Consider the following 26,606-nt stretch of genomic DNA (forward strand, 5'->3'; position numbering starts at 1 on the left):
CCCCGTTATTTCAGTTCAGCCACCGTAACCCCATTTCCGCCTTCCCCATAATTGCCTAGACGGTAACTTTTAATATGCTTGTGTCTTCGTAAATAATCAGATATCCCCGAGCGCAAAATGCCTGTTCCCTTGCCGTGGATAATGTAAATCTGGCCAAGATTGGCAAGGTAAGCCTCGTCGATAAAGCGATCCACTTCGATTAACGCTTCCTCCAAATTCGAGCCACGTAAATCAAGTTCGGTCCGAACATTTTCGTCCCGCGTCCGCTTGACATTGGCTGCCGTTCGCTGAACCGGTTTGTTGACCGGCGCCGATGCTATCAATTCCATATCGTCCAGACTTACCTTCATTTTCATGATGCCAAGCTGTACGAGCGCTTCCTTGCTGCCGGCAAGCTCTACGACATGGCCTTTTTGGTTAAGGCTGTAGACCATGACCTCGTCACCCGGCTCAATTCGGCGTGGTTGGTTCGCCGCTTTACGCGTCGCTCCGGTCTTCTTGCGGCGTTCCGGCTCCGCTTCATCCAGCTGCTTGCGAACGGCTATCAGCTTATGTTGCTTAACAGCCGCCCCTTCCTCTTGGGCCAGCTTGCGCAAATCCTCAATAATCTTCTCGGCTTCCTGGCGGGCCTTGGCGACGATGGCGGAAGCTTCCTCCTCCGCCTTCTCGAGCCGCTTATCCTTCTGCTGCTCCAGTTTCTCGAGCTCAGCAGAATGTCTGCTGCGCAAAACCTCAAGCTCACGCCGCAGCTTTTCGGCCGTTTCCCGTTCCTGTTCTGCTCCAAGTCGGTTTTGTTCCAGAGATGCGATCATATTTTCGACTCTCAGGTCCTCTTCCTTCACTTCGCCGCGGGCAAACTCCAGAATCCGTTCCGGCAGTCCAAGGCGCTCGGCAATGGCAAAAGCGTTGCTTCGTCCCGGAACTCCGACTAGAAGTCGATAGGTTGGACTAAGCGTGTTGACATCAAACTCCATGCTGGCGTTAATCACGGCCTTCCGTTCATAAGCATAGGCCTTGAGTTCACTGTAGTGTGTCGTCGCAACCATCCGACAGCCCAGCGCATGAATATGCTCCAAAATGGCAATCGCCAGCGCGGAGCCTTCGGCCGGGTCGGTTCCCGCCCCTACCTCGTCAAGCAGCACCAGGCTTTTTGGCGTCATATTTTTCAGAATCGAGATAATGTTCGTCATATGGCTAGAAAAGGTACTGAGACTTTGTTCAATGCTTTGTTCATCACCGATATCGGCATAGATCGCGTCAAATACACAGAGCTGGCTTCCGTCCTCGGTTGGCACGAACAGTCCTGACATGGCCATTAAACTGAGCAAACCGATCGTTTTAAGCGTCACCGTTTTCCCGCCGGTGTTCGGACCTGTTACGATGATCGTCGTATATTGATTGCCCAATTCTACGTCGATCGGAACAACCTGTTCCAGCGGTATGAGCGGATGCCGTCCCTTTCTCAGCTTGAGGTATCCACGGTCATTCATACGCGGCAGCGTGGCTTTCATTTCCCGAGCCAATCTTGCTTTGGCGAAAATAAAATCAAGCTGTCCAAGCACATCGCTGTCATATAGCAGCAGTTCAGCTTGCTCTCCAACAAGTGCCGTCAGTTTTTGCAGGATAACCTCGATTTCCCGTTCTTCCTTAAGCCGAGTTTCCCGCAGCTTATTGTTCATCGCAACAATCGACTCAGGCTCGATAAACAGCGTTGCCCCGGAGCCAGACTGATCGTGTACAATTCCACCAAAATGGGCGCGATATTCCGCCTTTACAGGGATCACAAACCGGTCACCCCGAATCGTGATAAGCTGGTCCTGCAGCATTTTAGAGACCGTAGATGAGCGGATCATGTTTTCGAGCTTTTCACGAATTCGCCCTTCTCCTCCACGGAGCTCCCGGCGGATTTGGGCCAGCTCAGGGCTAGCAGAATCCAGCACCTCGCTGCTGTCGTCGATACAGCGTTTGATCGCGTCCTCCAGCGGCTTCTGTTCGCTCAACGAATCAGCCAGAGTAAACAAAAGCCTAACTTCGTGCTCCTCTTCCATCGAAGCGATATATCTTTTGATCCGGCGAGAACCCTCCAGTGTAGTTGCCACCCCGAGCAATTCGTGTGGATTCAGCGTTCCGCCGATCCGTGCCCGCTTCACCGCAGGAGTAATATCGACGATTCCTCCAAAGCCGGGGGCTCCTTTGAGCCGATCAACTTTAAACGCTTCATCCGTAGCCTGAAGAAGTGTCTTTACCTCCTCCAAGTCGGTAACAGGCCGAAGTGATTCAGCAGCTTGTTTTCCCATCATCGTTTGGGAGTAGCCCACCAACTGATCTATAATTTTCTGATACTCCATGGTTTTAAAAATTTTATCGTCCAAGAACGCTCACAACTCCCCTCGGGCTATGATCTCATTATAGCGAAAGGATGCAAATTTCGCCATTTTGCTTATAAGGACACATAAGAAGTCTTCTCGCTGAACATCATAATTACGGATAGCCAAACGTACTTACTTCTAAAAGGAGGCTATGTGCCATGCATTTTCTGGGACATGTCGTACGATTTATCGTTTCTGCCCTGGTTCTGCTCGTTGTAGGCTGGCTTGTACCTCAGTTCAGTATCGGTGGTTTCGGCAGTGCACTGCTGCTGGCTCTTGTTATTGCCCTGATCGGTTGGGCCATTGAAGGCATCTTTGGACGCAGGGTGACCCCTTTCGGGCGCGGAATCGTCGGCTTTCTCACAAGCGCGCTTGTGATCTGGCTCGCCCAGTTCATCGTTGCCGGTGTCTCTGTTTCCATTATCGGGGCTTTGCTGGCTGCTTTGGTCATTGGGATCATCGACCTATTCATCCCTGTAGCAACGCCATTTGATGCAGGTAAGGATAAGGCTACCCGTTAATCACAGAAACAAAAAGCAAAGGGGTTGTTATGAGTAGCTTAGCTACAATAAACAACCTCTTTCTTTTTACATAATGGAAAAATGTTCAATAATTTTTCAAAACTGGAACCGTCGTTCTTCACGAAATCACGGTATGATATTCTTGATTTTGTCACAAATATACGTGATTGCGAGGGCTGTAATGTGAAAAAACATATTGCAATTATTGTGTGTTCTGTTTTTATGTTAACTTTAGCTGCCTGCAACGGAGAAGATTCCGCCAAAACGACTTCAGCTGGTGAAAGTAACGTCAAGCCGGAAGCCGAATTGGTGATCGAAGCTTCGAACTACAAGTTCGATCAAACGGAATACCACTTGAAGAAGGATGTTCCCGTTAAAATTGTATTTAAAAACGCCTCCGGCAATCATGGCATACTTGTTCCGGGACTCAAACTAGAACTCGACCAGAAGGATGATTCCGCTGTCATCGTTCCGAAGGAAGCCGGAGAATACGAAATGGCTTGTTCGGTCATGTGCGGGGCAGGCCACAGCGGTATGATCGCCAAGATCATTGTAGAATAGACTTGTTAAGTCAGAAAAAAACAGCGCGGACTACCGGGACGTAATGCCCAGAAGCTTCGCGCTGTTATCTTTTACAAGATAAGCATGTCAAGTCTGATCCTGTTCAATCAGTTCGATCCATTCATTGTATTCCGTCTGAAGCTTCGCATAATCCTCTTTCAAACGGCGATACTCCTCTTCCTGCTTCTGGAGATTCTCCAGTTCAGCCTCACGCTGAAGTTGAAGCAGCCTATATTCATGGGACACGATCTCATAGCTTTCAGAAATTTGCTGCAACTGTTCATCGATCCGGTTCTTTTCATTCTCCAGCGTCTTATAATCGCTAGACAAGGTCACCACCCGTTCTCCACCGGCTGCGCATTCCTGCTGCCACTGCGCAAGCTGCTGCTGGAGATCGGCCTCCTTCTCGTGCCAAGAGCTAAGCTCCTGCTCCGCTGAAGCCAATTGCTGCTTCCATTCCTGCTCATTGCTTTCGGCGGATTGCCGATATTGTTCGAGCTCGTCCGCAAGCGCTGCATACTCCTGAACCTCTTGGTCCAGCTTCTGTAAACGGCTGCTGAGGCTAGAAATTTCATCTTCCAGTCTTTGCTTCTCTTCTCCAACTGAGTCGGCCTTTTGAAGCGCTGCTTCCCGCTCACGTGCCGCCTGTTCCAGCTGTAAACGAAGAGCCTCAAGCTGTGTTGTCATATCGTTTGACTTCTCTTGCTCGGACTTCAGCGCGTCCTGAACATTTGTCAAATTGGAAGCCGATGATTTAAGCTGCTTTTCAAGCTGCTCTCTGCGATCCGTAGCCTCAAGCAGGCTAATCTCCAGTTTACTGATCTCTTCGTTACGTTTTTCAGCAAGCTTTTGCCAAGATTTTTCGTTCTGCAGAGCATCAGTTACATCGGAATGTAATTTGTTTTCCATCTCCTTGGCTTCTTGAAGCTGCTTCCGCAGCTTGGCCGTCTCGGATTCGGCCTTCTGCAATGATTCCTGCAGCACCTTGCTCTGGCGCTCCAACTTTCCGCTGCTCTCAAGCGCACGCTGTTCGGCAGCCTTGGCATTTTGCTCTCTATGCTGAAGCTGGCTTACCTGCTCCTGCAGCTTGGCTGCCCCGGATTCGGCCTTCTGCAGCGATTCCTGCAGCTCTTTGCTTTGACGCTCCAGCTTGCTGTTGCTTTCAAGTGCACGCTGCTCGGCAGCTTTGGCATTTTGCTCCCTGTGCTGAAGCTGACTTACCTGCTCCTGTAGTTTTTCGCGTTCTCCTTTTTCCTTTACCGTAAGCTGTTCCGCATTACGCAGCTTGACCTGAAGCTGTGAGTTGCTGCCGCGCAGCTCGCTTAATTGACGTTCCAGGTCTTGGACGCGCCCTTTCAGCTTTTGAGCTTCACCATCCCGCTGTCCAATAGAAGCCTCCAGCTTGCCAATTTGCTCGGAAAGTCCTTTCTTCTCATCCTTCAAGCGCTGATTCTCTTCCTGAAGCGCCTTATACATGCTCTCCTGCTTCACATGAAGCCCTTGTAGAGCCGAATTCTCCTGTACAAGAACAGTATTTTCCTGTTTAGCACTTTGCAACTCGCTTTGCAGCTGCTCTCCCTTGATTGCCTCTTCGGACATTCGGACGGCTGCCAGCACCGCCAGACGAGGAGTATCCAAATGGGAGTACATCTGGGAAATGCTGCGCATCAGTTCATCCACACGGCGAGCAACTTGCTTCATATATTCCGCACTGCTGCCGACGATTTTATAAGAAGTCCCGTAAATTTCTACATTTACACTAATCCGGCCTTGGGTATTCAAAGCTTTGTGCCTCCTTCGGTCCTCGCTAGATCTGAGATGTCTGGTAACTACACGAAAGTCACATCGAATCTTTTGTCATACACTGATTCGATGTGACTTCGGCCAATTCCTGCTATTTTCTAAGCTCTGCAGCAAAAGTTTCCGCGAGCTGGGCAACGACCTGTTCGTGAACCGCAGCCACCTCATCATCCGTCAGCGTCCGTTCTTTATGACGGTATACTAGAGACAAGGCAACGCTCTTCTTCCCTTCACCCAGCTTGGAGCCGGTGAAGATATCAAAAACTTGTACATTCTCCAGAAGTTCGCCAGCCGTTTGCCGAATGGAAGAGATCATCGCCCCAGTCTCAACCTCCGCATCAACAACAACGGCGATATCTCTTTGCATGGCCGGGAACCGCGGCAGTTCCCGATAAACCACTACGTCACCAGCATATTCATAGATCGGACTCAGCAGCAACTCAGCAACATACGTATCGTCAAGGTCCACTTCATGTTGCAGCTCCGGATGAAGCTGTCCAACCGAACCAATCCATAGGTTGCCTTCGGGAACAGTCAAGTAGATGGAAGCCGAACGTCCTGGATGGAAGCCCTTTGGCTGATCCGCCACATAGGTAATACGCTCGCCGAGTCCAATGTACTCAAACAGACTTTCCAGTGCACCCTTGATGTCGAAAAAATCCACCTTTTCGGCCGGAGCATTCCAGCGTTTCTCCTGGCGTTCTCCCGTCAAAAGCAAGCCGAGGGCAGGCACCTCACGAGGCTGCTTCGTCAGTACTGCCTCATCCGATTCAAATACATTACCAATTTCAAACAATGCGATATTGTCCAGCTTCCGATTGCGATTATACACCGCAATGTCGATCATTCCCGGAAGCAAGCTGCTCCGCAATATGCTGCGGTCCTCGCTCATCGGCATCGCCAGCTTGATCTCACGGTTTCCTTCGCTAAACAGCGGGAACTTCGGGCTCATCCCTTCACGAATAAAGGAATAACCGAGGACCTCCTGCCAGCCACCGTGCACGAGCATGTTCCGCATACTGCGGCGCAAAGCTTGTGACTCAGTATATCCGCCTGCGGTGGTCGGCCCTTCAATGGCTGTTGATTCGAGGTTATCGTATCCGTACAATCTTGCGACTTCTTCGATCAGGTCTACGTCCCGGGTAATATCTCCCCGGCGCGTAGGCACCTGCACTTCAATGGCATCTCCAGAAAGATCTCCGTTCTTGAACTTCAGTCGATTCAGAATCGTTTTTGTTTCGAGCGATGAAATGTCCGTCCCTAAATAATCGTTAAGCTTACGAAGCGACAGGGCAATGCTCAGCTCTTCCGGCTCCTGATTAACGATTTCGACGATGCCTTGGGAGACGCATCCACCTGCATATGCTGACATCAAAGCCGCTGCACGGTTCAGTGCCGGTATGACTGCGGCCGGGTCAACTTCCTTCTCAAAACGCTGGGACGCTTCTGAGCGGAGGCCTAGCTGACGGGATGTTTTGCGAACCGTGCCGCCATCAAATTTGGCCGATTCGAGCACGATATTCGTCGTTTGCTCCGTCACTTCAGAGTTCAGCCCGCCCATGACGCCAGCTAAACCGACAGGCTGATCATTGCCGTCGACGATAAGCAGAGCACCTGCTTCTATGCGTCTTTCCTGGCCATCGAGCGTAACTAGCATTTCGCCTTCTTTCGCGGTACGAACGCCGATAACGCCTCCAGTGATCCTTTCAGCATCAAAAGCATGAAGCGGTTGTCCATATTCCAGCATCACGTAGTTGGTAATGTCGACGATGTTGCTGATCGGACGGATGCCTGCAGCCATCAACCGGTTTTGCATCCACAGCGGTGACGGGCCTATTTTCACATCAGATATATAGCGTACAGCATAGCGGCTGCACAGCTCAGGGGCATCGATTTTCACCTTAATCATATCGTGGGCCGATGGGGAAGTTTCAATCAGTTCCTTCTCCGGATCGGGCAGCTTGATGTCTCGACCCAATATAGCTCCGACCTCGTAAGCAGCGCCAATCATGCTTAAGCAATCGGACCGGTTCGGCGTCAGATCGAAGTCCAGCACCTGATCATCGAGCCCAAGCAATTTTGCAATAGGCGTACCGATTTCCGTATCCTCCGGCAGTACAAGAATGCCCTCCTGCTGCTCTTTCGGGAGCAGCTTGTCATTCATGCCAAGCTCTTTGGCCGAGCAGATCATCCCTTGTGATGGAACGCCGCGCAGCTTAGCTTTTTTGATTTCTACTCCGCCAGGCAGCTTCGCGCCGACCAGAGCAACCGGCACTTTTTGCCCTGCCGCTACGTTTTTCGCACCGCAAACGATTTGCAGTTCCTCCGGTTCTCCGGCATCAACGATACAAATGTTCAGCTTGTCGGCATCCGGATGTTTTTCTTTACTTTTCACATAACCGACAATAACCTTGGTAACGCCTTTGTTGCGATGTTCCACGGAGTCGATCTCGATTCCGGAGCGTGTAATTTGCTCGGCAAGCTCTTTCACGTTTACTTGATCCAGCGAAATATAATCGGACAACCATTCGGTTGATACTTTCATTGTAAGTCCCTTCCCTCTTCCAAAAATTAAACTCTGGCGAACTGCTGCAGGAAACGCAGGTCATTGTTATAGAAGTAACGGATGTCGTCAACGCCATACTTCAGCATCGCAATACGCTCTACGCCCATCCCGAAAGCAAAACCGCTATATTCTTCCGGATCGTAGCCGCTCATCTCCAGAACGCGCGGATGAACCATGCCGCTGCCCAAAATTTCCAGCCACCCGGATTGTTTGCACACCCGGCAGCCGTGTCCGCCACATTTCATGCAGGTTACATCTACTTCTACGCTAGGCTCCGTGAATGGGAAGAAACTCGGACGCAAGCGAATTTGAGTTTGCGGTCCGAACATTTTGCGGGTGAATTCCAGCAATGTGCCTTTCAAGTCGCTCATGCGGATTCTTTTGCCGACGACAAGTCCTTCGATTTGGTGGAACTGGAAGGAGTGCGTAGCGTCGTCGTCATCACGCCGGAACACCCGCCCCGGGCAAATGATTTTGACCGGTACTTCACCTTTCATCGCTTCCATCGTACGAACCTGTACCGGCGAAGTTTGGGTCCGCATCAGAAGGTCTTCTGTCAAATAGAAGGAATCCTGCATATCGCGGGCCGGATGGTTCTTCGGCAAATTCAATGCTTCGAAGTTGTAATAATCGGTCTCGACCTCCGGACCTTCGGCAATGCGATAACCCATTCCGATAAAAATATCCTCGATATCTTGAATGACCTGATTCAGCGGATGAATCCCGCCTTGCTTCATCGGGCGTCCCGGAAGGGTCACATCCACTTTCTCGGCAGCCAATCTCGCCTCGGTCTCCTTCCGTTGGAAGAAAGCTTGCTTCTCCTCAAGAAGTGCTTCGATCGCGCCACGAACTTCATTGCCCACCTGGCCAATCAGAGGGCGCTCCTCAGCGCTTAACGATCCCATTCCGCGCAAAATTTCGGTCAGCGCGCCTTTTTTACCCAAATACTTAACCCGCAGGTCGTTCAAATGCACGGCGTCCGCCGCTTTAGAAAGCTGCTCCAACGCTTCGTGCTTGACTGCTTCCAGACGTTCTTTCATCATTTTTCCTCCTAAAGGCAAAATAAAAAGGCCTTCTCTCCCTAAGGGACGAAAAGACCGTGGTACCACCCTTGTTAGAGCATTAGCCAATCCGAGTCAAGTTGACGTGACGGATCATTCTCCATACTCTCACTTTAACGATATAACGGATCGAGGACCGGTATCCCCTACTACCCCGGCATACACACCCAGAGGCGGTAGTACGGCGGTTCAAGGAACTGCTTCGGAGCGAACTTCGGCAGTCTAATTCCATAGAGACGCTCTCAATCTCCGGCATCTCTTCCCTGTAAGGAGGCTTCTGCTTACTCTTCTCCATCATCGCATTTGCTCTTGTTAAGAAGAATCCTGGCGCTATTCCCACGATTCTTTGACTATTTTGTATTATATGCAATGTTGGCGCCATTAGCAAGCTGTTGATCAAATATGATATCCTTACTCATATAGTAAACCATCAAGGAGGACAACATGAACGGAAACGAACGCAAGAACATTATCCCTGGACTCACTGTCGACATCGTATTGAAAAAAGACCAACCAACCGGCCGTCTAACCCGCGGCATCGTGAAGGATATATTAACGAATTCGGTGAGCCACCCTCACGGCATCAAAGTCCGACTGCAGGACGGTCAGGTCGGCCGGGTTAAGGTCATTCATCCGGATCAACATTAGTAGCTACATGACATTTCCGTATTATAGTTTTTTGCTTACCGGGTGCCGCAGAACGGTTTTCAGCTTCTCCGGAGCCGTTTTCCGCGGATCCTTCAAGTAGACTTCATGGTGCTTACGGTCCGTACCACAGCAATCGATTAAGCCGTTTTCCGCTATAAATTGTTGCATTCGGTCGATCGAGCCGAGCTCCCTGCTGTACGGCCCCGTGTGCATCATCTGCACGCACAGCCCCTCATCGTAAGTCGTTAGCCGGGCACGGTTAAAATCCAGCTCTGGTTTCTTTTTAGCCGCCTGCTTACAGGCCCACTCGAACACGCTCTGCGTCACAAAATCGGGCTGGCGAATCATCGAAGTCCAACGCCACTGGTCACGGTTTGGGTCATAACCTACTCCGGCGGCTGAATCCCACAGCCCCTCAAGTGGCGGAACAACATACTCAATATAGCCTTCGGGCTGACTTCCGCTCATTTTGCTCATTTTTATCGTATATGTCAGGGAGTACAAAATTTGTACTGCGTTTTGGTAGCTTTCACTTTCCGGAGCGCCCTCACCCGCCACCACAATAAAGTTCATTTTCGGCACCTGAATCAGCTCAGGCTCTCCCTTCGGCAAATACAAATCCTTGTATTTCTTTTTAAAATCCAGCTTATCGGCAGGCACTGACTCTCCTCCTCCTACCCTAATTCCCGTTCTTCCAGCGCTTCAGCGTTGGAAACCACCCTAGCATCGCCTTTCTGGCTTCTTCTTTGTCCTCAAACATGCCCGAATCTCCACCGTACTGCAAGCAAAGCTCTACCATTTCCTCCATGGTTTGATTGCCGGTAAAGCTTCCGTTTTGGTAGCAATACTGGCAGTAGTCGTAGTTTACATCCCCATCCTCTTCGGTACCAAGATGCTCATTCTCCGTTAACGGCATTCCACAGCTTTGGCAAAATACGTAATTCTCGGCAATCGGAAAATATAGCTCCACGCGCTGTGGATTTCCTGGCTCCGGATAATGCTCGTGGGCGGCGCCCACCATATGCAGGCCATGCTTAGGCATATACTGCTCGATAACTTCGCCAAACACCTCACCGTAAGCGGTTTGTGTGACGTCTGCGACCAGATAGGTTTGGGCTGGAACCGTCCACTTCGTCCACCCTTCAGGGGCTTCGCCATCCGCCTCAATCTCACATCCTGCCAAATACAGTCCCTCATTATCCCATCTGCCCAGGAACTTGTCCGGGTGTCCCATGATTCCCCACATGCCTTTTGGAGCTCCGCTCTCACCCTTGATTACGATATCTTCGACCATGCCATACTGTGCATTTGCCTGATCCCAGAGCGGCAAGATCCACTGCGGCCCTTCCTCCGACTTTCCTTGTCCCAACCTCCCAACAACCGTAAATTCCGGCACATACTTGATCGTTGTTTTCACCACAATCGACACATCCCTTCTTATGATAGTGCCATTGTACCAAGGTTAATTTGACAACAGTATGTCATATTAAACAGAGTCATTGTACAAGTTAGCTATTTTTTTTGCTTTTTCCCCTAGAATACGTCTTACATGGGCTGGAGAAATAACATGCACGTCTTCGCCGAAAGAAAGCAGATAACCGTAAACCCATTCATCCTCCGGATACCAGACGGATACCTTTAGGGAACCGTCCTCAACACGAACTACCTGTGATCGGTCAAATTCATCAAAGATACGAAAGGCGATACGCGGAGAAAACTCCAGCTCTAGACGGACGACCTGCTCCGGACGCATCACGCTTGATTCGAAGTCGGGGGCCTGCTTTTGTCTCCGTTCAAAATGTGCCCCGGTGATATGTACATTTTCGATCCGGCTCATTTTGAAACTGCGAAAATCCTGCTTCTGCAGGCAATAGCCTTGCAGATACCATGCTCGATTTTTAAACTGCAGCTTCATCGGTTCGACCTGCCGCTCACTCTTCTCGCATTTCGAACTGTAGTATGTAAAGGTAATGACTTCGGATTGCAAAATGGCCATTTTCAGTCTGCTGAACATTTCTTTCTCTAAATCGCCGCTGCCCCAATGAGAAAAATCGACGCCGATCCAATTAATCTCTTCCTTTTGAAACAGACTACTCAATTTAGACAGGACCAGACCGGAATCTGCCGCATGAGTTGCGGTAAGGCTTTGCAGGCCGAACAAGATTTCATTCTGCTCCTCTTCGGTGAGCAGCGATTTGTTCAGCACAAAATCCGGCAGCAGTCCGATTCCGCCACCTTTACCCTTTGTGCAATAGACCGGAATGCCCGCCCCACTGAGTGTGTCCATATCACGGTATATCGTCCGCGTAGACACTTCAAAACGTTCAGCCAGCTCTGCCGCCGTCACCGTTTTGCGTTCCATCAGTATGTATACAATTTCAAACAACCGATTCATCTGCAAGGTTCGATCACTCCTTGAATACAGTATACAGCAGTCTTGTTGCGGAGGGATGTCTTAAAAGTGAGCTCGAACAACTTTAAGAGCGGGGTAAAAAAGCGCTAAATGCTGGTGTCCATGAACGACTATGAGAAGGGAAAACGTAAGGTCGATTACCATAAAAGAACACAAAAAAATCCTTAATGGTTTAAGGATTCGTGAATTACTGTATGGAGCGGGTGATGGGAATCGAACCCACGCTACCAGCTTGGAAGGCTGGAGTTCTACCATTGAACTACACCCGCAAATATATGGTCGGGACGACACGATTCGAACATGCGACCCCCTGGTCCCAAACCAGGTGCTCTACCAAGCTGAGCTACGTCCCGTTAGTTATATCGGCCGCAGCCGTTCTTGTGAGAACAAGATATAATATAACATTTTTCTAACATCAATGCAACATAATAAATTGGAACTTATTTTGCCTGGCTGCTCTAGAGAGAGGATATATCCACATGCTCGTCACAGATGAAGCAATCGCCGCTAGCATCATTACATCTACTTTCTCTCAACTAGAGGAGGACGATAAAATAACTGTATGAAATACAGCTATTCATCTAGCGCCTCTCCCCCTGTACGGTAGTGACGTAATGACTACCTTAACCGGCTTTCCGGCTAAGAAATTTACTTTCAAATTCTGATGCAGGTACCGGTTTACTAAATAAATAACCTTGTCCTTCATGGCAATTTTGCAGCTTGAGAAACTCCAGCTGCTCTTGATTTTCTACGCCTTCTGCAGTTACCTTCAGCTTGAGGTGGTGAGCCATCGTCGTGATGGTCGATACGATCGCCGCATCATTGCCGTCACACATAACCTCTTTGACGAAGGAGCGGTCTATCTTCAGCCGGTCGATCGGCAAACTCTTCAAATAATACAGCGAGCTGTACCCTGTACCGAAATCATCGATGCTAATATGTATGCCTAATTTTTTCAAACGGTACAATTGCTCCAAAGCCGTATCGATATCATACGTCATGCTTTCCGTAACTTCCAGCTCCAGATAGCGCGGATCTAAGCCAACCTCTTGAAGAATAGAATCGATCCGTTCCGTAAGATTGTACTGCCGGAATTGGCGCATGGACAAATTAACTGAAACGCAAACCGGGTCATAGCCTTCATCCTGCCACTTTTTATTGTATTGACACGCCGTCTTCAGCACCCATTCGCCGAGCGGCACAATAAGACCGCTGTCCTCAGCTAGTGGAATGAATTCACTCGGCGGGAGCAGTCCCCGTTTCGGGTGATTCCACCGAACAAGAGCCTCCATACCTAGCATCTTTCCGGTATCCAAACCAATTTGCGGTTGAAACTCAAGGAAAAACTCCTCTCGCTCCAAGCCTTTACGCATATCGTTCTCCAGCTCAACTCTCGATTGCGTTCTCATCTTCATCGCAGCAGTATAACGGGAAAATTCAACACCATGTTCCTTAGCGTGATGTACCGCCATATCTGCATACTGAATCATTTGATCCACCGAATCACCATCATCCGGAAATATCGATAATCCCATACTCAGTGAAATATGATACTCTGTATCATCGATCATAATCGTAGGGTTTATAGAGCTTAGCAGTTGCTTCGCTTTTGCTTCCGCCGAGGCGTTATCGTTCATCTCCGCCAGAATGATGGCAAATTCGTCTTCACCCATCCGGTAAACGCTGTCTTTGCCAACACACAGTTTGGATAAGCGGTCCCCTAATTCCGTTAACAGCTTGTCCCCTGCACTGTAGCCGAGCGAGTCGTTAATCGCTTTGAATCGGTCGATATTGATCACGGCCACACCTGTGCAGACTTCGGAAAAAGCTAGACTTTCAGCAAGCTGCTCCTTCATTCGCCGTAAATTCGGCAGACCCGTCAAATCATCATAATAGGCCATATGCTTCATCTGTGCCTCAGCAAGCTGCTGCCCTTTGAATGGCTCTTCAATCGTCAATCGATAAACGCCCTTCAACACAAAATAATACGAAACCGCCATAAACCATTGCCCGGCCACTAGTTTAATCCCATTGGAATCAGCCAGCGGTATAGTCAGCAATATGTGCCCAATCATCATATACACCAAAGCTCGGGTAACGGTCATTACCGCCGGTGGACGTAAGACGCGATGACGATATAAGGTGGCTATGATAGCGAAAAAATATAGCAGCGGAATGCCTAGCAGTACCGCCAAATCTCCTAAATCAAGCTTGGATGTTCCGTACCATGCCTGTAACTGATCCTGATAAAAATTCATTAGTATTAAACCGGAGACAGTCAGAACCGCCGCTGCAGTAAACACGGTTATCCGGTGATTTCCAGATACCTGCTTTTCCTTCGAAGTGAAAATAGCCAACATCCCGAAGGCACCTAAAATATGTGATACGGTCAAAAACCATGTCGACAAGGCAAAACTAGGTCTAAAGCCCAAAAGAGTAATTCCGCTGTATGATGCGGCATAGTGTACGTCCAAAATACCGATGACAGAGAACAAAACGGCGGAATAAAGCCGCTGCCTGGACAACTTCTCGACAAACACAATCCAACCCTGGGTAAAGATCGCAAACGATACACCCAAACATAGAAGCCCTGCAGTAAGATGAAGTGCCTGCATCGCTTTCCCCGTCATTTGGGGTAACCCGGACATGGTTGATAACCGAAGAACAACAATGAACAAGGCGAGCCCGATGATCCCGTGTATGATTGTTGTTTTTTCCTCTTTCCTGATCCTCAATGTTCATCAACCTCCGGACGCAAATATCTGTCTTCTGTCATGCAAATAATTATTCAACATATTCCGCACTTTTCCTGCCTTTTCTCCAAATTTCTCGCTGTCATGGCAAACCTTTAGTCGCCCCTAATCAGATAGGCATATAGAATGATAATTTAGGTCTAAAGTCTCTGATTTGCCTTTCTTTATAATCTCTTATTTCCCCCTTGTTTGGCAATAAGAAAAACGTCAAAAAAAGGTTCGACCAGTTGGCCGAACCTTTTTAGCTTATTTTTTTCTATTGTCAAAGTTGATTTCCGGAGTCGTTAATTTATCGTAAAAATCTACGACTCTATCCTTATCCTCGGAAGCCCGCAGCGCCATTGCCGAACGAGGATGCTCGTCCAGCGTACCCGTAATCATGTATGGAATAAGGTATCCCCACTCTTCCTTCTCACGCAGCGGTACAAGCAATTGCTCCAGAACATCCAACACCGGACGCAAGCGATATTTTGTATTTTTCAAATGCGTAACGAGCAGCTCAGTCGGACAATTACCTGCCGCGCGTCCCATACCATATACGGAAGCATCCAGTAGCTCGACACCGTTCTCGGCGGCAACAAGCGTATTGGAGAAAGCAAGCTGCATATTGTTATGCGTATGTACACCGAGCCGTTTATTGGGCAGATGTGTTTTGAATTTGTTCACCAAGTACTCCATGTCTTTATAATCGAGACTGCCGTAGGAATCCACGATATAAACGACATCAACGACACTTTCCTTAATCATTTCAAAAGCTTCCAGCAGCTCGTTATCCATTACATTAGACAATGCCATAATGTTCAGCGTAGTTTCATAACCCCGATCATGAAAAAGCTGCACAAGCTGTAGCGCTTTGTCTACATCTTTCACATAGCAGGCTACACGAATCAAATCAAGCAAACTTTCGCTGCGTGGCAAAATGTCATTCTCATCGACACGCCCAATATCAACCAATGCGGATAGCTTGGTGTTGCCCTTCTCAGGGATTACTTTCCGCAGGAAATCATCATCCAGAAAACGCCATGGTCCCGCCTGGTCAGCACCCTTTAGAAGCTTGGGCGAATTTTTATAGCCGATTTCCATGTAATCTACACCCGCATTGTTTAAGCCAGCGTACAGCTTTTGCACAAATTCCACACTAAAATCCCAGTTGTTGACTAAACCTCCGTCACGTATCGTGCAATCGACAATTTTGCATTGATTTGCTTTCATCTAATATATTCCTCTTTCATATTTAGGTTTTACTAATCATCATACTTGATGCGAAAACAAAAAGTAAAGGAAACAAAATTAGGAACCCCGGCATATGACAATATTCACAGTATGGTTTAAATGATCATGATATATTACTTGTACACGCAATTGATATTCATTCTCAGTAAGAGTACAATAGAGATATCCTAAAACAAGATTGATAGGCTACAAAGCATGAGAGGCATCTTAAGGGGTGGAAAGTTATGGAATTATGTCAATGCTGCTTGATTGCACTAAAACCGGGAACAAAAGGCTCAATCACTCAAATTGGGGACATGGATCCTATTTTGAAGCGGAGACTCGCGGATTTGGGGATTCAAGAGGGATCCTCCGTGACCGTAAAAAGATATTGTCCTGGCGGCGGTCCCGTGACACTGGAGTGCTGCGGTCAACTGCTGGGTATTCGGCAGAAGGAAGCAGCCTATATTGAGGTGTCGGTTTCATGAGCAGCGCAGCACTTATCGGAAATCCTAATACAGGAAAAACCTCCTTATTTAATACGCTAACGACGTCATATGAATATGTCGGCAATTGGTCTGGGGTAACCGTTGAGAAAAAGGTTGGCCAGTTGCGAGATAAATCCGGTAATCTTACGGACCTTCCTGGAATTTACACTCTGCATCCTTTATCCCGCGACGAAGGTGTTGCCGCCGAATATTTAGCTACGGAAGCACCGTCACTTTTGATCAATATCGTTGATGCTTCTAAGCTGGAGCGTAATCTATACTTGACCTTGCAAGTACTGGAATACGGTAAGCCTATGATCATCGGTTTAAATATGATGGACGTGGCCATGTCAAACGGGCTAGTCGTTAAGCCCGATTTGCTCGAAGCTGAGCTGGGGGTTCCTGTTGTACCGCTCGTTGCTCGAACTGGTAAAGGAACTAAAGAAATTCTTCAGGCAATGGGACAAGTACAGGATACTCCTACAGCAGCACCAAACTTCTCCATTAACTATGGAGAAATCGTTGAGCAGGTGATCGAGAAAATTTCCCGGGAATTAAATGAAGTCCTATCTGCAAACCACCCATCCAGCCGGTGGATGACTCTTCAGTTTCTAGAGGGAAATCCTGCCGTAATCGGTTCGTTACCGCCGCAAGCCGATCTGAAAAAACTAAGGCTAATGCGCTCGGAAGCCGAAAAGCAACTTAAAACTCAAGGAATCGCTGACTCCTTAGAAGAGCATATTCGTGCAGTAAGAATGAAGCGCATTAAAGAAATATGCAATGTTGCGGTTGATGCTTCTCATGTCAAGCCGAATACATTAACCGAAAAAATCGATAAAATTGTTACTCATCCTTTATGGGGTGTACCACTCTTTATCGCCTTCATGTTTATTACCTTTAAACTAACGTTTGATTGGGCTGGAACTCCGTTATCGGACGCCCTCGATGCCCTCATATCCGGGCCGATTAGCGACGGAGCCGAGAAACTGCTAAATGCCGCCGGGGCCTCAAGCTTTACCCACGCCCTCATCCAAGAAGGGATCATTGGTGGGGTTGGAGGGGTACTGGTTTTTGTCCCGCAAATATTTATCATGTTTCTGATCATTTCATTTATTGAAGACTCCGGTTACATGGCACGGATTACAGTGATGATGGACAGAGTTATGGAGTTCGTCGGACTTAACGGAAAAGCACTCATTCCTTTCATTCTCGGATTTGGTTGCAACGTTCCGGCCGTAATGGCTTCCCGAAGTATCGAGCAGCCAAAGGAACGGATGTTAACGATGCTGTTGATCCCACTTATGTCATGCTCGGCGCGACTCCCCGTTTACCTGCTGTTTGGCGGTGTCTTTTTCGCTCGTGCTCAGGCTCTAGTCGTACTGTCACTTTATTTACTGGGCATAGTCATGGCGCTTGTGCTCGCCAAGGTCTTTTCTATTTTCTTTTTTAAGAAACAGCATTCCTTCTTTATGGTGGAATTGCCTCCATACCGGATGCCTCAAGGCGTTACTTTGTTCCGTAGTACATGGGAAAAAGGAAAGGGCTTCCTGCGTAAAGCCGGAACATTCATCCTCGGTGGGTCAGTGCTCATTTGGGTGCTCACCTATCTTGGTCCAGGCGGCGTTGCCCAAGACATGGATCACAGCTACCTCGCATCCGTCGGCGGCTTGTTCGCCACCGTGCTTCAGCCGATCGGGTTTGGAACTTGGCAGTCAGGGGCTTCACTCGTCACCGGCTTTATGGCTAAAGAAGTCGTCGTATCCACGATGAACATCATCTACCACGTTCCTGATATGGCCGGCCTTCAAGGCCAAATTGCCACTGCGTTCACGCCATTGCAGGCCTACAGCTTCATGGCATTCGTTCTTCTATACACACCGTGTCTGGCAACGGTTGGCGTTCTTCGCAAGGAAACGGCATCTTGGAAATGGACCCTGTTCTCCATCGCATACTGCCTATCTCTTGCCTATGTCGTTTCATTAATCATTTATCAAGGCGGTCGAATGATCGGGTTATCCTAACCTGACCTTTGGGCTTCTTGTTCCGGGCTATTTAGCTTGAAAGGAGTTTATCCTATGATCATTGATATTCTTATTGTAACGATCGTGTTTGGTTATGCCGGTTTTGCGCTATATCGCGGATTCAAAAAAAGCAAAAAAGGCGCCTGCGCCTCCTGCTCGCAACAAAAATCATGTTCTGCGGCATGCAGCAGCGCTTCAGCGGCCTCCCTGGCTACCCCTTCTAAAGGGGATAAATAATATTTGATTATGACACTATCGGCAGCGTGATAACGAAGATGGTTCCAGCTCCCTTCAGGCTGTCCACAGAAATATTTCCTCTATGGTTCTTAATGATACGATAGCTGACGGACAGGCCCAGGCCTGTCCCTTTCTCTTTCGTTGTAAAGAAAGGATCAAACAGGCGTCCAAGCTGTCCCTTGTCCATTCCATTCCCGTTGTCCTGTATAGAGATATTGATATGTTTGGCATCGACTTCGGCCTTGATATTGATAACTCCCTTATGGTCACCCTCGACTTCCGAAATGGCGTCCATAGCATTTTTTATAATATTCAGCAGAACCTGTTTGATTTGCTTCACATCAATGGAAACGTAACCATCCTCCGGCACCTCCAACACCATCTGACAGTTTTTTAATAGCGCCTCGCTTTCGGTTAGGAGCACAACCTCCTTCAGCAAGGAAGCTACACTGACTTTCGATTTCTGTGGTGCCGATGGCTTTGAGGAATTTAAAAATTCATGGATAATGTCGTTCGCTCGGTCAATTTCCGCTAAAATGATTCGGGCATATTCATCTTTCCCAAGATGAACCAGATGCGGACGAAGCAGTTGGATGAACCCGCGGATAGCAGTCAGAGGATTTCGGATTTCATGGGCGATCGCCGCCGATATTTTCCCAAGCATGGCCATTTTGTCGTTCTGGTAAGCCGCTTGCTCAACCCGCTTGAAATCGGTTACGTCTTTGACACTGAGCAAAAAGTCACCGTCCATTTGGTCGCCATAGGTCACGGTAATAAGCCAATGCCTTCCGTATTCGTCGATCAGTTCATGATACTTTTTGCGATGAAAAATCGTTTCCCGGTAAATTCGCAATACATTTCTTTTCTTAAATTGACTTAGGTGAGGGTGGCGCAGCATTTGCAGTAAATTGCAACCTATGAGTGATTGGCGCGGCATTTCGAGAAGTCTCGCCATTTGCACATTGATAAAGGTTAAAACCCCTTCATTGTCAAACAGCATTATTCCGCTGTCCAGGTGCTGGAGTACATTTTCATACTTGTTTTTTACGAGCTGGGTGGATTGAAATGCTTTGACGGACTGGAGCAGTGTCTCCTGATATTCACTCAACAAGTTGGTTTCCCCCTTTTCCCACAAATGATGTACTTGCCTAACGACAACATACGATCACTACCTGAGAAGAATGACCCTAACCTCGCATCATAACACGAATGCCGAGTCAAACTGCCACTTGCTGTACAATTTTGTTCAGGCAAGGCCTGTCCATTGGCTTAAACGGTAGTCATGATCAGCTTCATCCATCTCCCCTAAACCTATAATTTAAGTAGAAGTTTCTTATTATAATCATAGTAAAGTTTTCCAGATATCGTCAACCAGAGATACTGTCGAAAAAAGTGGGATCAGCGCTAAATTGTTGCAATCTTCCAAAAAAATAGTCCTCCCTCAGGAAGACTATTTGAATCTTAGCGATTGTTGTGCTGTAGTCTGGCTCTTCGCCGGCTCATCACAGCTAATCTTTTCTTAAGTTCTTTTTCCCATTTCTCATCGCCGATTTGTTTGGCGACACACAGAAGATCAAGCGACATATCTATTTGACTCTGAACGATGACCATCGGATCTTCATCCTCACGATTCACGCAATTTGCGAAAATGGACTCATCGTCCTCCATCACAAAATCTTGAAAATCAATTTCCGACACACCGTCGCCATGAGCATATTCGGCTAGAATCTCATATTCGTTCTCGACCTTGTAATGTACCTCCACACGGTGGCAAACCGGACAAAACAGCAGGGGAACATTATGTACCTGTGTCTGAAAATGCGTTAAGGTTCCCTTGGTGCCCAGCATACTGGCTCCGCAGCAAAAACTCATCCCCATCCCCCTTTCCCGTGATCGGTTCATCAGTCATTTAACTCTTTACTAAGCGGGGATTTCATATAATTTATTCGCGAATGGCGCTTCAAATTCCTGCGTTCCATTTGAAAAATTAACCAATAACTTAGACCAAAATAATTTAGGATGGCTAAAAGACCCCCTGAATGGAAACTAACCAAAACAGGGGGCCTTCATATCCAATTTTCTATACATCCAAGTTCTTATCTCCAGGTTTCCAGTTCATTGGGCAAAGTCCGCCGGATTGCAAAGCTTGCAATACCCGGAGCGTTTCATCCACACTACGGCCAACATCGTTGTGATTAACGACTTGATATTTCAGTTCGCCTTCCGGGTCGATGATGAACAGTCCGCGAAGCGCTACGCCTTCTTCCTCGATCAGAACACCGTAGTCACGAGCCACGCTCTTCGTAATATCGGAAGCTAAAGGAAAGTTTAATTGTCCAAGACCGTTGCTATCCCTCGGAGTATTGATCCAGGCCTTATGGCTGTGTTCCGAATCGACGCTTACACCGAGAACCTCCGTATCCAGTTCCTTAAATTGATCATAGGCTTGGCTAAGCGCAGTGATTTCCGTTGGGCATACAAAGGTAAAATCAAGCGGGTAAAAGAAAAACACCAACCAATTACCGCGATAATCAGACAGCTTTCTACGTCCAAATTCCTTGCCATCACCAGAAACGATCGCCATATCAAAATCAGGAGCTGGTCTTCCTACCAAACGTTCTGTCATTGCCAAAATCCTCCTTTAAAATATGTAAGAAACAACGTTTCGTTTTCCTTATTTTTGAACCATTTTCATGAAAATTGTCACATTAAAAATGGTATCATTGGCATATTTCAAAGTCAAGATTATAGCATTTATCTTATTATAATTATTTTAATTAAGTATTTTTTTTGAACTTTTTCACGCCTTTTTCATCGCTGCGATGATGAGGTCGCCCATCGCTTCTGTTCCAACGGCGGTACTCTTGTTGGTTGCGATATCACTTGTCCGGTGCCCAGCGTTTAGCACATCAGCGACTGCTGCTTCAATTGCATCCGCAGCATCGGCATAGCCGAATGTCATACGGAACATAAGCGCCACAGACAAAATCGTTGCGATCGGATTGGCCAAGTTTTGACCGGCGATATCAGGAGCAGACCCGTGTACTGGCTCATAAAGGCCAAAGCTTCCTTCTCCTAGCGAAGCGGAGGCCAGCATACCGATTGAGCCTGTCAGCATTGCAGCTTCGTCGCTCAGGATGTCGCCGAACATATTTTCCGTGACGATCACGTCGAAGCTGGATGGACGGCGAAGCAACTGCATTGCGCAGTTATCGACAAGCACATGCTCAAGCTCCACATCGGGATATTCCGGAGCAACCCGGTTGACAACTTCACGCCACAAACGCGATGTCTCGAGTACATTCGCCTTATCGACGGAGGCTAATTTTTTACGCCGCTTCCCGGCAATTTCAAAAGCTTGGCGTACGATCCGCTCTACTTCTTTCACATTGTAAGAGCTTGTATCGACGGCTTCCTGCCCATATTCCGTATCACGACGGTATTTCTCTCCGAAGTAAATCCCGCCTGTCAGTTCGCGTACAACGATTAAATCCGTACCTTCCAGAACTTCCGGCTTCAAAGTAGAGGCATCCTTCAAGCAATCGAATACGACAGCCGGGCGCAAATTGGAAAACAAGCCTAGTGCTTTACGAATACCGAGCAAACCGGTTTCCGGCCGCAGCTCCTTCGGATTGTTGTCCCATTTCGGGCCACCCACAGCACCGAGCAAAACAGCATCAGCACGCTGACAAACCTCCAGTGTTTCCTGCGGGAGCGGGGTCCCTTTTTCATCTATAGCAATGCCACCGAATAGTGCATGCTCGGTTTCAAAACGGTAGCCAAACAGCTCCTCCGTACGTTTCAACACTTTTTCCGCTTCAGCTACAACTTCCGGGCCAATACCGTCACCAGCGATGACTGCGATTTTCTTCACTTCTGCTGCCATGAATTCCAACTCCCTCTTCTTTGCTACTGACTTTGTTTTCACTTAATTCTGTTGTATCATAACGGGTTTATTTACACAAAGATATAGAATCTATTAGAGTAATAGGTATTGGCTATAAGAGAATAGGCTTTACAGAATTTATGAAATTTTGGGATAATTATCTTATGATATCACAAACCTGAAAGGAATTTTTATTATGGATATGATCCTATTTATCGTGGTTGCGGCTATTGTTGCTTTAGTTATTTTTCTTTTCTCTCGTCAGAAAAAAAGGCCTACGGCAATAAACAAACCTTTAAGCTTCAGTCATGCACCTGCTCCACCTGCTGTTTCGGAGGCGAAAAGCCCGGCATATGGGCTAGCCGAGAAATTGAAGCAATCACTCCCCAGCCAATATGCGGAGCTAGTGAAAAAGCGTGTGCTATCTGCCCATCCTGGGATGACAGAGCGGGAATTCGAATGGCGGTGGCTCGAGCTTCAGCGTTTTTTTATCCTGTGTGCCGTACTGGATCGCGTTCCGATGTTCAGCAAGAGAATAGATGATGTCTGGCATGAAATGCTGATGTTTACCAGGGAGTATCAGGCCTTTTCGGAAAAATATCTCGGGCGGATGCTGCATCATGCGCCAAACGTTTCGGATGATGTCCCGATGCCGGGTGAGCGAGCCTGGTTTGATCTCGTCTATATCGAATTGTTCGGCCGAAATCCATACAGTGAACTGCTATGGGGACCTTTTCTCCGTTACCCTGTACCTCGGCAGGAACTGGAACTATTTCAAGCTCCTTTGCTGGCAACCAGCCAAGATGGCCGATTTAACGCTTGGGCTTACGAACATATACCAGAGGCCAAATACGCCATTCAAGTCATGAAGGAAAAGCTTCAGGACAGAATTGAACGGGCCAAACATAAAATCCATGAAAAACCGGCTAATTTCAGCAATACTGACTTACTAATGACCTCAGCTATATTTTTCGCATGGAACGAGCCAGAGCATTTCGACGAACACATGGCAACGCTGGATGAAATCAAAAAGGACCGCTCGGGATCAGATTGCAGCGGGGGGTTCGGCTGTACTTCGAATTACGATGATAGCAGAAGCTCAAACAATGACTCCCATCATCATTGCAGCTCTGGGTCCGACGGTGGTTCAGGCTCTTCCTGCAACAGCGGATCTTCATGCAGTGGCGGTTCCTCGTGCAGCAGCTACGAGGGCGGCGGATGCAGCAGTTAAATCCGATATATGGCAAAAAGAAAAGGGGCTGCTTAGCACAGTCCCTTTGTCCTTCTATCAAACTCAAAATACGCCGCCTATTAGCGTTAGATTAAGCTTCATTGGAGGAGTTCATATTCTTTTTTTCAACCAAACGATTGAGTGCATCCACGTAAGCACGAGCACTTGCCTCTAAAATATCAGTGCTAACCCCGCGTCCTTGCACGGAATGACCATGCTGCGACAGGACGACATGTACTTCCCCTTGGGCATCCTTACCGTGGCTGACAGGTTTAATCGAATAATCGGCAAGCTTCACTTCTTCGCCGGACGCGAGGTCAATGGCGTTATAGATCGCGTCAACGGATCCGTTGCCCTCGGCCTCCGTTTCGATAAATTGCCCGTCTGCAGTCGCGATGCCTACCTTCGCTTTCGGTGTAGCCTCATTGCCGTAGGAGACAAAGATCTTCTCAAGGCGGAATACTTCAGGCGTATCCACTAGCTTCTCTTCCAGAATCGCTAGTATGTCTTGATCCGTGATCTCCTTCTTCTTGTCGGCAAGCGTCTTGAACTTGGCGAAGGCTTCATTAAGACGTTCCTCATCAAGCGAATATCCCATATCAACCAGTTTTTCACGGAACGCATGACGGCCGGAATGTTTGCCGAGCACCAGCTTGCTTTCCTTCAGTCCAATCGTTTCCGGGGACATAATTTCGTAGGTTGTTTTTTCCTTCAGCATACCGTCTTGATGAATACCGGATTCATGAGCAAAGGCATTGGCTCCGACAATCGCTTTATTTCCCGGTACAACCATGCCGGTCAAACGGCTAACCATACGGCTTGTGCGGGAAATCTCAGTCAGTTCAAGCGATGTTTTCGCTGCGAAAAAATCAAAGCGTGTCTCAAGCGCCAAAGCGACTTCTTCAATTGCCGTATTGCCGGCCCGCTCTCCAATTCCGTTAATCGTACCTTCGATTTGATCGGCCCCGCCAATAATGGCCGCCAGCGAGTTCGCTGTAGCTAAACCTAAGTCATCATGGCAGTGAGCGCTTAACTGAATTTTTTCAATACCGGGTACTTTTTCTTTCAGCGTCTTGAAGATGTTTCCGTATTCTTCAGGATACAAATAACCGACCGTATCCGGAATATTTACGACCGAAGCGCCTTCGCGAATGGCCATGGCCGTCATTTCACACAGAAAATCGATTTCAGTTCTCCCGGCGTCCTCGCAGGAAAATTCGATTTTCGAAAAATATTTTCGCGCATACCGGATCGCTGCCTGTGCGGTTTCCAGCACCTGCTCTTTTTCCATCTTCAGCTTGTATTTTCGATGAATAGGGCTCGTAGCCAAGAATAGGTGGATACACGGGTCCTCCGCACCGATCAGGGCTTCCCGTACCGCATCGATATCCTGGGTGCGTGAACGCGACAAGCCGATAATTGTAGATTTTTTCACCGCTCGTGCAACGGCATTCACCGCGGCCAAGTCTCCGGGTGAAGCTGCAGGAAAACCCGCTTCAATCCGGTCGACCCCGAGTTTTTCCAGCTGGTACGCAATCTCCAGCTTTTCACGGGTATTCAGGTTTACTCCCGGGGACTGCTCCCCATCCCGCAGCGTCGTATCGAAAATGTAAATTTTTCGCATTCTCTGCACCTCCTCCTAACCTAAGACTGCCTCGGAAAAGCTTCAATGCGGCCTTACACGAAGGCGCGGCCGCATTGAATTGTCATGTTAATACATATGAAGCAGCGTTAAATTTATACAATCGCGCTCTTTTTACTTGATCCAGCTCATCAGACCGCGAAGTTCTTTGCCTACCACTTCAATCTGATGGTTAGCTTCGTTACGGCGAGTTGCCGTCAAGAAGGCACGGTTGGATTGGTTTTCAAGAATAAAGTCGCGCGCAAATTTACCGGTTTGGATGTCGGAAAGTACGGCTTTCATCGCTTTTTTGGTTTCTTCCGTTACAACCCGTGGGCCTGTTACATAGTCGCCGTATTCAGCCGTATTGGAAATCGAATCACGCATCTTAGCCATGCCACCTTCATAAATCAGGTCGACGATCAGCTTCATTTCGTGCAAGCACTCGAAGTAAGCCATTTCAGGAGCGTAACCTGCTTCCGTCAGCGTTTCAAAACCGGCTTTGATCAGAGCGGTTACGCCGCCGCAAAGCACAGCTTGTTCACCGAACAAGTCGGTTTCCGTTTCTTCACGGAACGAGGTTTCGATAACCCCAGCACGGGTACAGCCAATCCCTTTTGCATAAGCCAAGCCAATTTCTTTTGCTTTTCCGGTTGCATCTTGGTGGATAGCGATCAAGCCTGGAACACCGAAGCCTTCAACATAAGTGCGGCGTACCATGTGACCTGGAGATTTTGGAGCCACAAGCAGCACATCGTTATCTTGGGAAGGTACGATTTGACCGAAATGTACGTTGAACCCGTGGGCAAACATCAATGCAGCGCCTTTTTTGAGGTTTGGCGCGATTTCGCTATGATAAACCGCAGCTTGCGTTTCATCCGGCATAAGAATTTGTACCACATCGGCACGTTTTGTTGCTTCTGCAACGGACAAAACCTCGAAGCCATCTTCCTTCGCTTTATCAAACGACTTACCTGGACGTAGACCAACGATAACGTCAAGTCCGCTCTCACGTAAATTTTGTGCGTGGGCATGTCCTTGGCTGCCGTAACCGATAATTGCGATCGTTTTTCCTTTCAATACGCTAAGCTCTGCATCCTTTTCATAGTACAAAGTAACTGCCATCTGTAATGCCCTCCTAAAATTTGCGGGTCAGTATGAGCTGTACCCTTAATATTTGGCACCCTCCGCCTGATGACGGGTGTTTCAATGGACCGA

Annotated in this window: 23 protein-coding genes and 2 tRNA genes; 7 read left to right on the plus strand and 18 right to left on the minus strand. The window is 48.1% G+C overall.

The window, feature by feature from the left end:
- Positions 1–5: 5 nt before the first annotated feature.
- On the minus strand, positions 6–2,372 hold the full coding sequence (locus ACFQ3W_RS19630; protein WP_379320931.1) for an endonuclease MutS2: 2,367 nt from the start codon (positions 2,370–2,372) through the stop codon (positions 6–8).
- Between the two features lie 155 nt (positions 2,373–2,527).
- Between ACFQ3W_RS19630 and ACFQ3W_RS19635 the strand changes: the two genes are divergently transcribed.
- Entirely contained in the window at positions 2,528–2,890 is a 363-nt protein-coding gene (locus ACFQ3W_RS19635) for a phage holin family protein (protein ID WP_379320932.1), read from the plus strand.
- A 222-nt stretch (positions 2,891–3,112) separates the two neighbouring features.
- The gene (locus ACFQ3W_RS19640; RefSeq protein WP_379320933.1) at positions 3,113–3,451 is read left to right on the plus strand and encodes a cytochrome C oxidase subunit II; all 339 of its coding nucleotides are present in this window, start codon (positions 3,113–3,115) and stop codon (positions 3,449–3,451) included.
- A gap of 87 nt (positions 3,452–3,538) precedes the next feature.
- On the opposite strand, the gene zapA is transcribed toward ACFQ3W_RS19640, so the two are convergent.
- The 4 genes from zapA to ACFQ3W_RS19660 form a co-directional block, all read right to left on the minus strand.
- Positions 3,539–5,233 carry a cell division protein ZapA gene (zapA, locus tag ACFQ3W_RS19645; RefSeq protein ID WP_379320934.1) on the minus strand — a complete coding sequence of 565 codons (1,695 nt, stop codon included), beginning with the start codon at positions 5,231–5,233 and terminating at the stop codon, positions 3,539–3,541.
- Between the two features lie 112 nt (positions 5,234–5,345).
- Entirely contained in the window at positions 5,346–7,796 is a 2,451-nt protein-coding gene (gene pheT, locus ACFQ3W_RS19650; RefSeq protein WP_379320935.1) for a phenylalanine--tRNA ligase subunit beta, read from the minus strand.
- A 26-nt stretch (positions 7,797–7,822) separates the two neighbouring features.
- A complete protein-coding gene (gene pheS / locus ACFQ3W_RS19655; RefSeq protein ID WP_379320988.1) occupies positions 7,823–8,857 on the minus strand; it encodes a phenylalanine--tRNA ligase subunit alpha in 1,035 nt (344 codons plus the stop codon).
- An 82-nt stretch (positions 8,858–8,939) separates the two neighbouring features.
- Positions 8,940–9,176: a hypothetical protein gene (locus tag ACFQ3W_RS19660; RefSeq protein WP_379320936.1), complete on the minus strand. Its 237-nt coding sequence runs from the start codon at positions 9,174–9,176 to the stop codon at positions 8,940–8,942.
- 146 nt (positions 9,177–9,322) lie between these two features.
- On the opposite strand from ACFQ3W_RS19660, the gene ACFQ3W_RS19665 reads away from it, so the two are divergent.
- Positions 9,323–9,526 carry a YwbE family protein gene (locus tag ACFQ3W_RS19665; protein WP_379320937.1) on the plus strand — a complete coding sequence of 68 codons (204 nt, stop codon included), beginning with the start codon at positions 9,323–9,325 and terminating at the stop codon, positions 9,524–9,526.
- A 21-nt stretch (positions 9,527–9,547) separates the two neighbouring features.
- On the opposite strand, the gene ACFQ3W_RS19670 is transcribed toward ACFQ3W_RS19665, so the two are convergent.
- The 7 genes from ACFQ3W_RS19670 to ACFQ3W_RS19700 all read right to left on the minus strand — a co-directional run bounded on the left by ACFQ3W_RS19670 (position 9,548) and on the right by ACFQ3W_RS19700 (position 15,904).
- Positions 9,548–10,186 carry a GyrI-like domain-containing protein gene (locus tag ACFQ3W_RS19670; protein ID WP_379320938.1) on the minus strand — a complete coding sequence of 213 codons (639 nt, stop codon included), beginning with the start codon at positions 10,184–10,186 and terminating at the stop codon, positions 9,548–9,550.
- A 19-nt stretch (positions 10,187–10,205) separates the two neighbouring features.
- On the minus strand, positions 10,206–10,946 hold the full coding sequence (locus ACFQ3W_RS19675; protein WP_379320939.1) for a zinc ribbon domain-containing protein: 741 nt from the start codon (positions 10,944–10,946) through the stop codon (positions 10,206–10,208).
- 66 nt (positions 10,947–11,012) lie between these two features.
- Positions 11,013–11,921 (minus strand): helix-turn-helix transcriptional regulator, encoded by a 909-nt coding sequence (locus ACFQ3W_RS19680; protein WP_379320989.1) that lies wholly within the window; start codon positions 11,919–11,921, stop codon positions 11,013–11,015.
- A 213-nt stretch (positions 11,922–12,134) separates the two neighbouring features.
- Positions 12,135–12,208, minus strand: a tRNA-Gly gene (locus tag ACFQ3W_RS19685).
- Between the two features lie 7 nt (positions 12,209–12,215).
- Positions 12,216–12,292, minus strand: a tRNA-Pro gene (locus tag ACFQ3W_RS19690).
- 270 nt (positions 12,293–12,562) lie between these two features.
- The gene (locus ACFQ3W_RS19695; RefSeq protein WP_379320940.1) at positions 12,563–14,674 is read right to left on the minus strand and encodes a putative bifunctional diguanylate cyclase/phosphodiesterase; all 2,112 of its coding nucleotides are present in this window, start codon (positions 14,672–14,674) and stop codon (positions 12,563–12,565) included.
- A gap of 264 nt (positions 14,675–14,938) precedes the next feature.
- Complete coding sequence (locus ACFQ3W_RS19700) at positions 14,939–15,904, minus strand: aldolase catalytic domain-containing protein (protein ID WP_379320941.1); 966 nt, start codon at positions 15,902–15,904, stop codon at positions 14,939–14,941.
- Between the two features lie 245 nt (positions 15,905–16,149).
- Between ACFQ3W_RS19700 and ACFQ3W_RS19705 the strand changes: the two genes are divergently transcribed.
- Genes ACFQ3W_RS19705 through ACFQ3W_RS19715 form a run of 3 tightly spaced genes read left to right on the plus strand, consistent with a single transcriptional unit; the run spans position 16,150 to position 18,650 of the window.
- Entirely contained in the window at positions 16,150–16,392 is a 243-nt protein-coding gene (locus ACFQ3W_RS19705; protein WP_379320942.1) for a FeoA family protein, read from the plus strand.
- A complete protein-coding gene (gene feoB, locus ACFQ3W_RS19710) occupies positions 16,389–18,413 on the plus strand; it encodes a ferrous iron transport protein B (RefSeq protein WP_379320943.1) in 2,025 nt (674 codons plus the stop codon). The genes ACFQ3W_RS19705 and feoB overlap by 4 nt, the downstream gene beginning before the upstream one ends.
- 54 nt (positions 18,414–18,467) lie before the next feature.
- Complete coding sequence (locus ACFQ3W_RS19715) at positions 18,468–18,650, plus strand: FeoB-associated Cys-rich membrane protein (protein WP_379320944.1); 183 nt, start codon at positions 18,468–18,470, stop codon at positions 18,648–18,650.
- Between the two features lie 7 nt (positions 18,651–18,657).
- Here ACFQ3W_RS19715 and ACFQ3W_RS19720 read toward each other — a convergent pair whose 3' ends face one another.
- The 4 genes from ACFQ3W_RS19720 to leuB all read right to left on the minus strand — a co-directional run bounded on the left by ACFQ3W_RS19720 (position 18,658) and on the right by leuB (position 22,536).
- Complete coding sequence (locus ACFQ3W_RS19720) at positions 18,658–19,761, minus strand: ATP-binding protein (protein WP_379320945.1); 1,104 nt, start codon at positions 19,759–19,761, stop codon at positions 18,658–18,660.
- A gap of 350 nt (positions 19,762–20,111) precedes the next feature.
- Positions 20,112–20,522 (minus strand): hypothetical protein, encoded by a 411-nt coding sequence (locus ACFQ3W_RS19725; protein WP_379320946.1) that lies wholly within the window; start codon positions 20,520–20,522, stop codon positions 20,112–20,114.
- 208 nt (positions 20,523–20,730) lie between these two features.
- Entirely contained in the window at positions 20,731–21,276 is a 546-nt protein-coding gene (locus tag ACFQ3W_RS19730; RefSeq protein WP_379320947.1) for a peroxiredoxin, read from the minus strand.
- 174 nt (positions 21,277–21,450) lie between these two features.
- Positions 21,451–22,536 carry a 3-isopropylmalate dehydrogenase gene (gene leuB / locus ACFQ3W_RS19735; protein ID WP_379320948.1) on the minus strand — a complete coding sequence of 362 codons (1,086 nt, stop codon included), beginning with the start codon at positions 22,534–22,536 and terminating at the stop codon, positions 21,451–21,453.
- 196 nt (positions 22,537–22,732) lie between these two features.
- Here leuB and ACFQ3W_RS19740 point away from each other — a divergent pair, with 196 nt between their 5' ends.
- Positions 22,733–23,767, plus strand: coding sequence for a hypothetical protein (locus ACFQ3W_RS19740; protein WP_379320949.1), 1,035 nt, complete (start codon positions 22,733–22,735; stop codon positions 23,765–23,767).
- A gap of 91 nt (positions 23,768–23,858) precedes the next feature.
- Here ACFQ3W_RS19740 and ACFQ3W_RS19745 read toward each other — a convergent pair whose 3' ends face one another.
- Together ACFQ3W_RS19745 and ilvC are read right to left on the minus strand one after the other, a co-directional pair.
- The gene (locus ACFQ3W_RS19745; protein WP_379320950.1) at positions 23,859–25,391 is read right to left on the minus strand and encodes a 2-isopropylmalate synthase; all 1,533 of its coding nucleotides are present in this window, start codon (positions 25,389–25,391) and stop codon (positions 23,859–23,861) included.
- 132 nt (positions 25,392–25,523) lie between these two features.
- Positions 25,524–26,513, minus strand: a complete 990-nt coding sequence (gene ilvC / locus ACFQ3W_RS19750) for a ketol-acid reductoisomerase (RefSeq protein WP_379320951.1) — start codon at positions 26,511–26,513, stop codon at positions 25,524–25,526.
- Positions 26,514–26,606 lie beyond the last annotated feature (93 nt).

The sequence above is a fragment of the Paenibacillus puldeungensis genome, from assembly GCF_042678945.1.
Taxonomy (GTDB): domain Bacteria; phylum Bacillota; class Bacilli; order Paenibacillales; family Paenibacillaceae; genus Fontibacillus; species Fontibacillus puldeungensis.

Excerpts from the sequence above, each read along its gene's own strand:
- ACFQ3W_RS19635 (WP_379320932.1), top strand. The coding sequence starts at position 2,528 with ATGCATTTTCTGGGACATGTCGTACGATTTATCGTTTCTGCCCTGGTT.
- ACFQ3W_RS19640 (WP_379320933.1), top strand. The coding sequence starts at position 3,113 with ATGTTAACTTTAGCTGCCTGCAACGGAGAAGATTCCGCCAAAACGACT.
- pheT (WP_379320935.1), bottom strand. The coding sequence starts at position 7,796 with ATGAAAGTATCAACCGAATGGTTGTCCGATTATATTTCGCTGGATCAA.
- pheS (WP_379320988.1), bottom strand. The coding sequence starts at position 8,857 with ATGAAAGAACGTCTGGAAGCAGTCAAGCACGAAGCGTTGGAGCAGCTT.
- ACFQ3W_RS19660 (WP_379320936.1), bottom strand. The coding sequence starts at position 9,176 with ATGATGGAGAAGAGTAAGCAGAAGCCTCCTTACAGGGAAGAGATGCCG.
- ACFQ3W_RS19665 (WP_379320937.1), top strand. The coding sequence starts at position 9,323 with ATGAACGGAAACGAACGCAAGAACATTATCCCTGGACTCACTGTCGAC.
- ACFQ3W_RS19680 (WP_379320989.1), bottom strand. The coding sequence starts at position 11,921 with ATGAATCGGTTGTTTGAAATTGTATACATACTGATGGAACGCAAAACG.
- ACFQ3W_RS19700 (WP_379320941.1), bottom strand. The coding sequence starts at position 15,904 with ATGAAAGCAAATCAATGCAAAATTGTCGATTGCACGATACGTGACGGA.
- ACFQ3W_RS19705 (WP_379320942.1), top strand. The coding sequence starts at position 16,150 with ATGGAATTATGTCAATGCTGCTTGATTGCACTAAAACCGGGAACAAAA.
- feoB (WP_379320943.1), top strand. The coding sequence starts at position 16,389 with ATGAGCAGCGCAGCACTTATCGGAAATCCTAATACAGGAAAAACCTCC.
- ACFQ3W_RS19715 (WP_379320944.1), top strand. The coding sequence starts at position 18,468 with ATGATCATTGATATTCTTATTGTAACGATCGTGTTTGGTTATGCCGGT.
- ACFQ3W_RS19725 (WP_379320946.1), bottom strand. The coding sequence starts at position 20,522 with ATGAGTTTTTGCTGCGGAGCCAGTATGCTGGGCACCAAGGGAACCTTA.
- ACFQ3W_RS19730 (WP_379320947.1), bottom strand. The coding sequence starts at position 21,276 with ATGACAGAACGTTTGGTAGGAAGACCAGCTCCTGATTTTGATATGGCG.
- leuB (WP_379320948.1), bottom strand. The coding sequence starts at position 22,536 with ATGGCAGCAGAAGTGAAGAAAATCGCAGTCATCGCTGGTGACGGTATT.
- ACFQ3W_RS19740 (WP_379320949.1), top strand. The coding sequence starts at position 22,733 with ATGGATATGATCCTATTTATCGTGGTTGCGGCTATTGTTGCTTTAGTT.
- ACFQ3W_RS19745 (WP_379320950.1), bottom strand. The coding sequence starts at position 25,391 with ATGCGAAAAATTTACATTTTCGATACGACGCTGCGGGATGGGGAGCAG.
- ilvC (WP_379320951.1), bottom strand. The coding sequence starts at position 26,513 with ATGGCAGTTACTTTGTACTATGAAAAGGATGCAGAGCTTAGCGTATTG.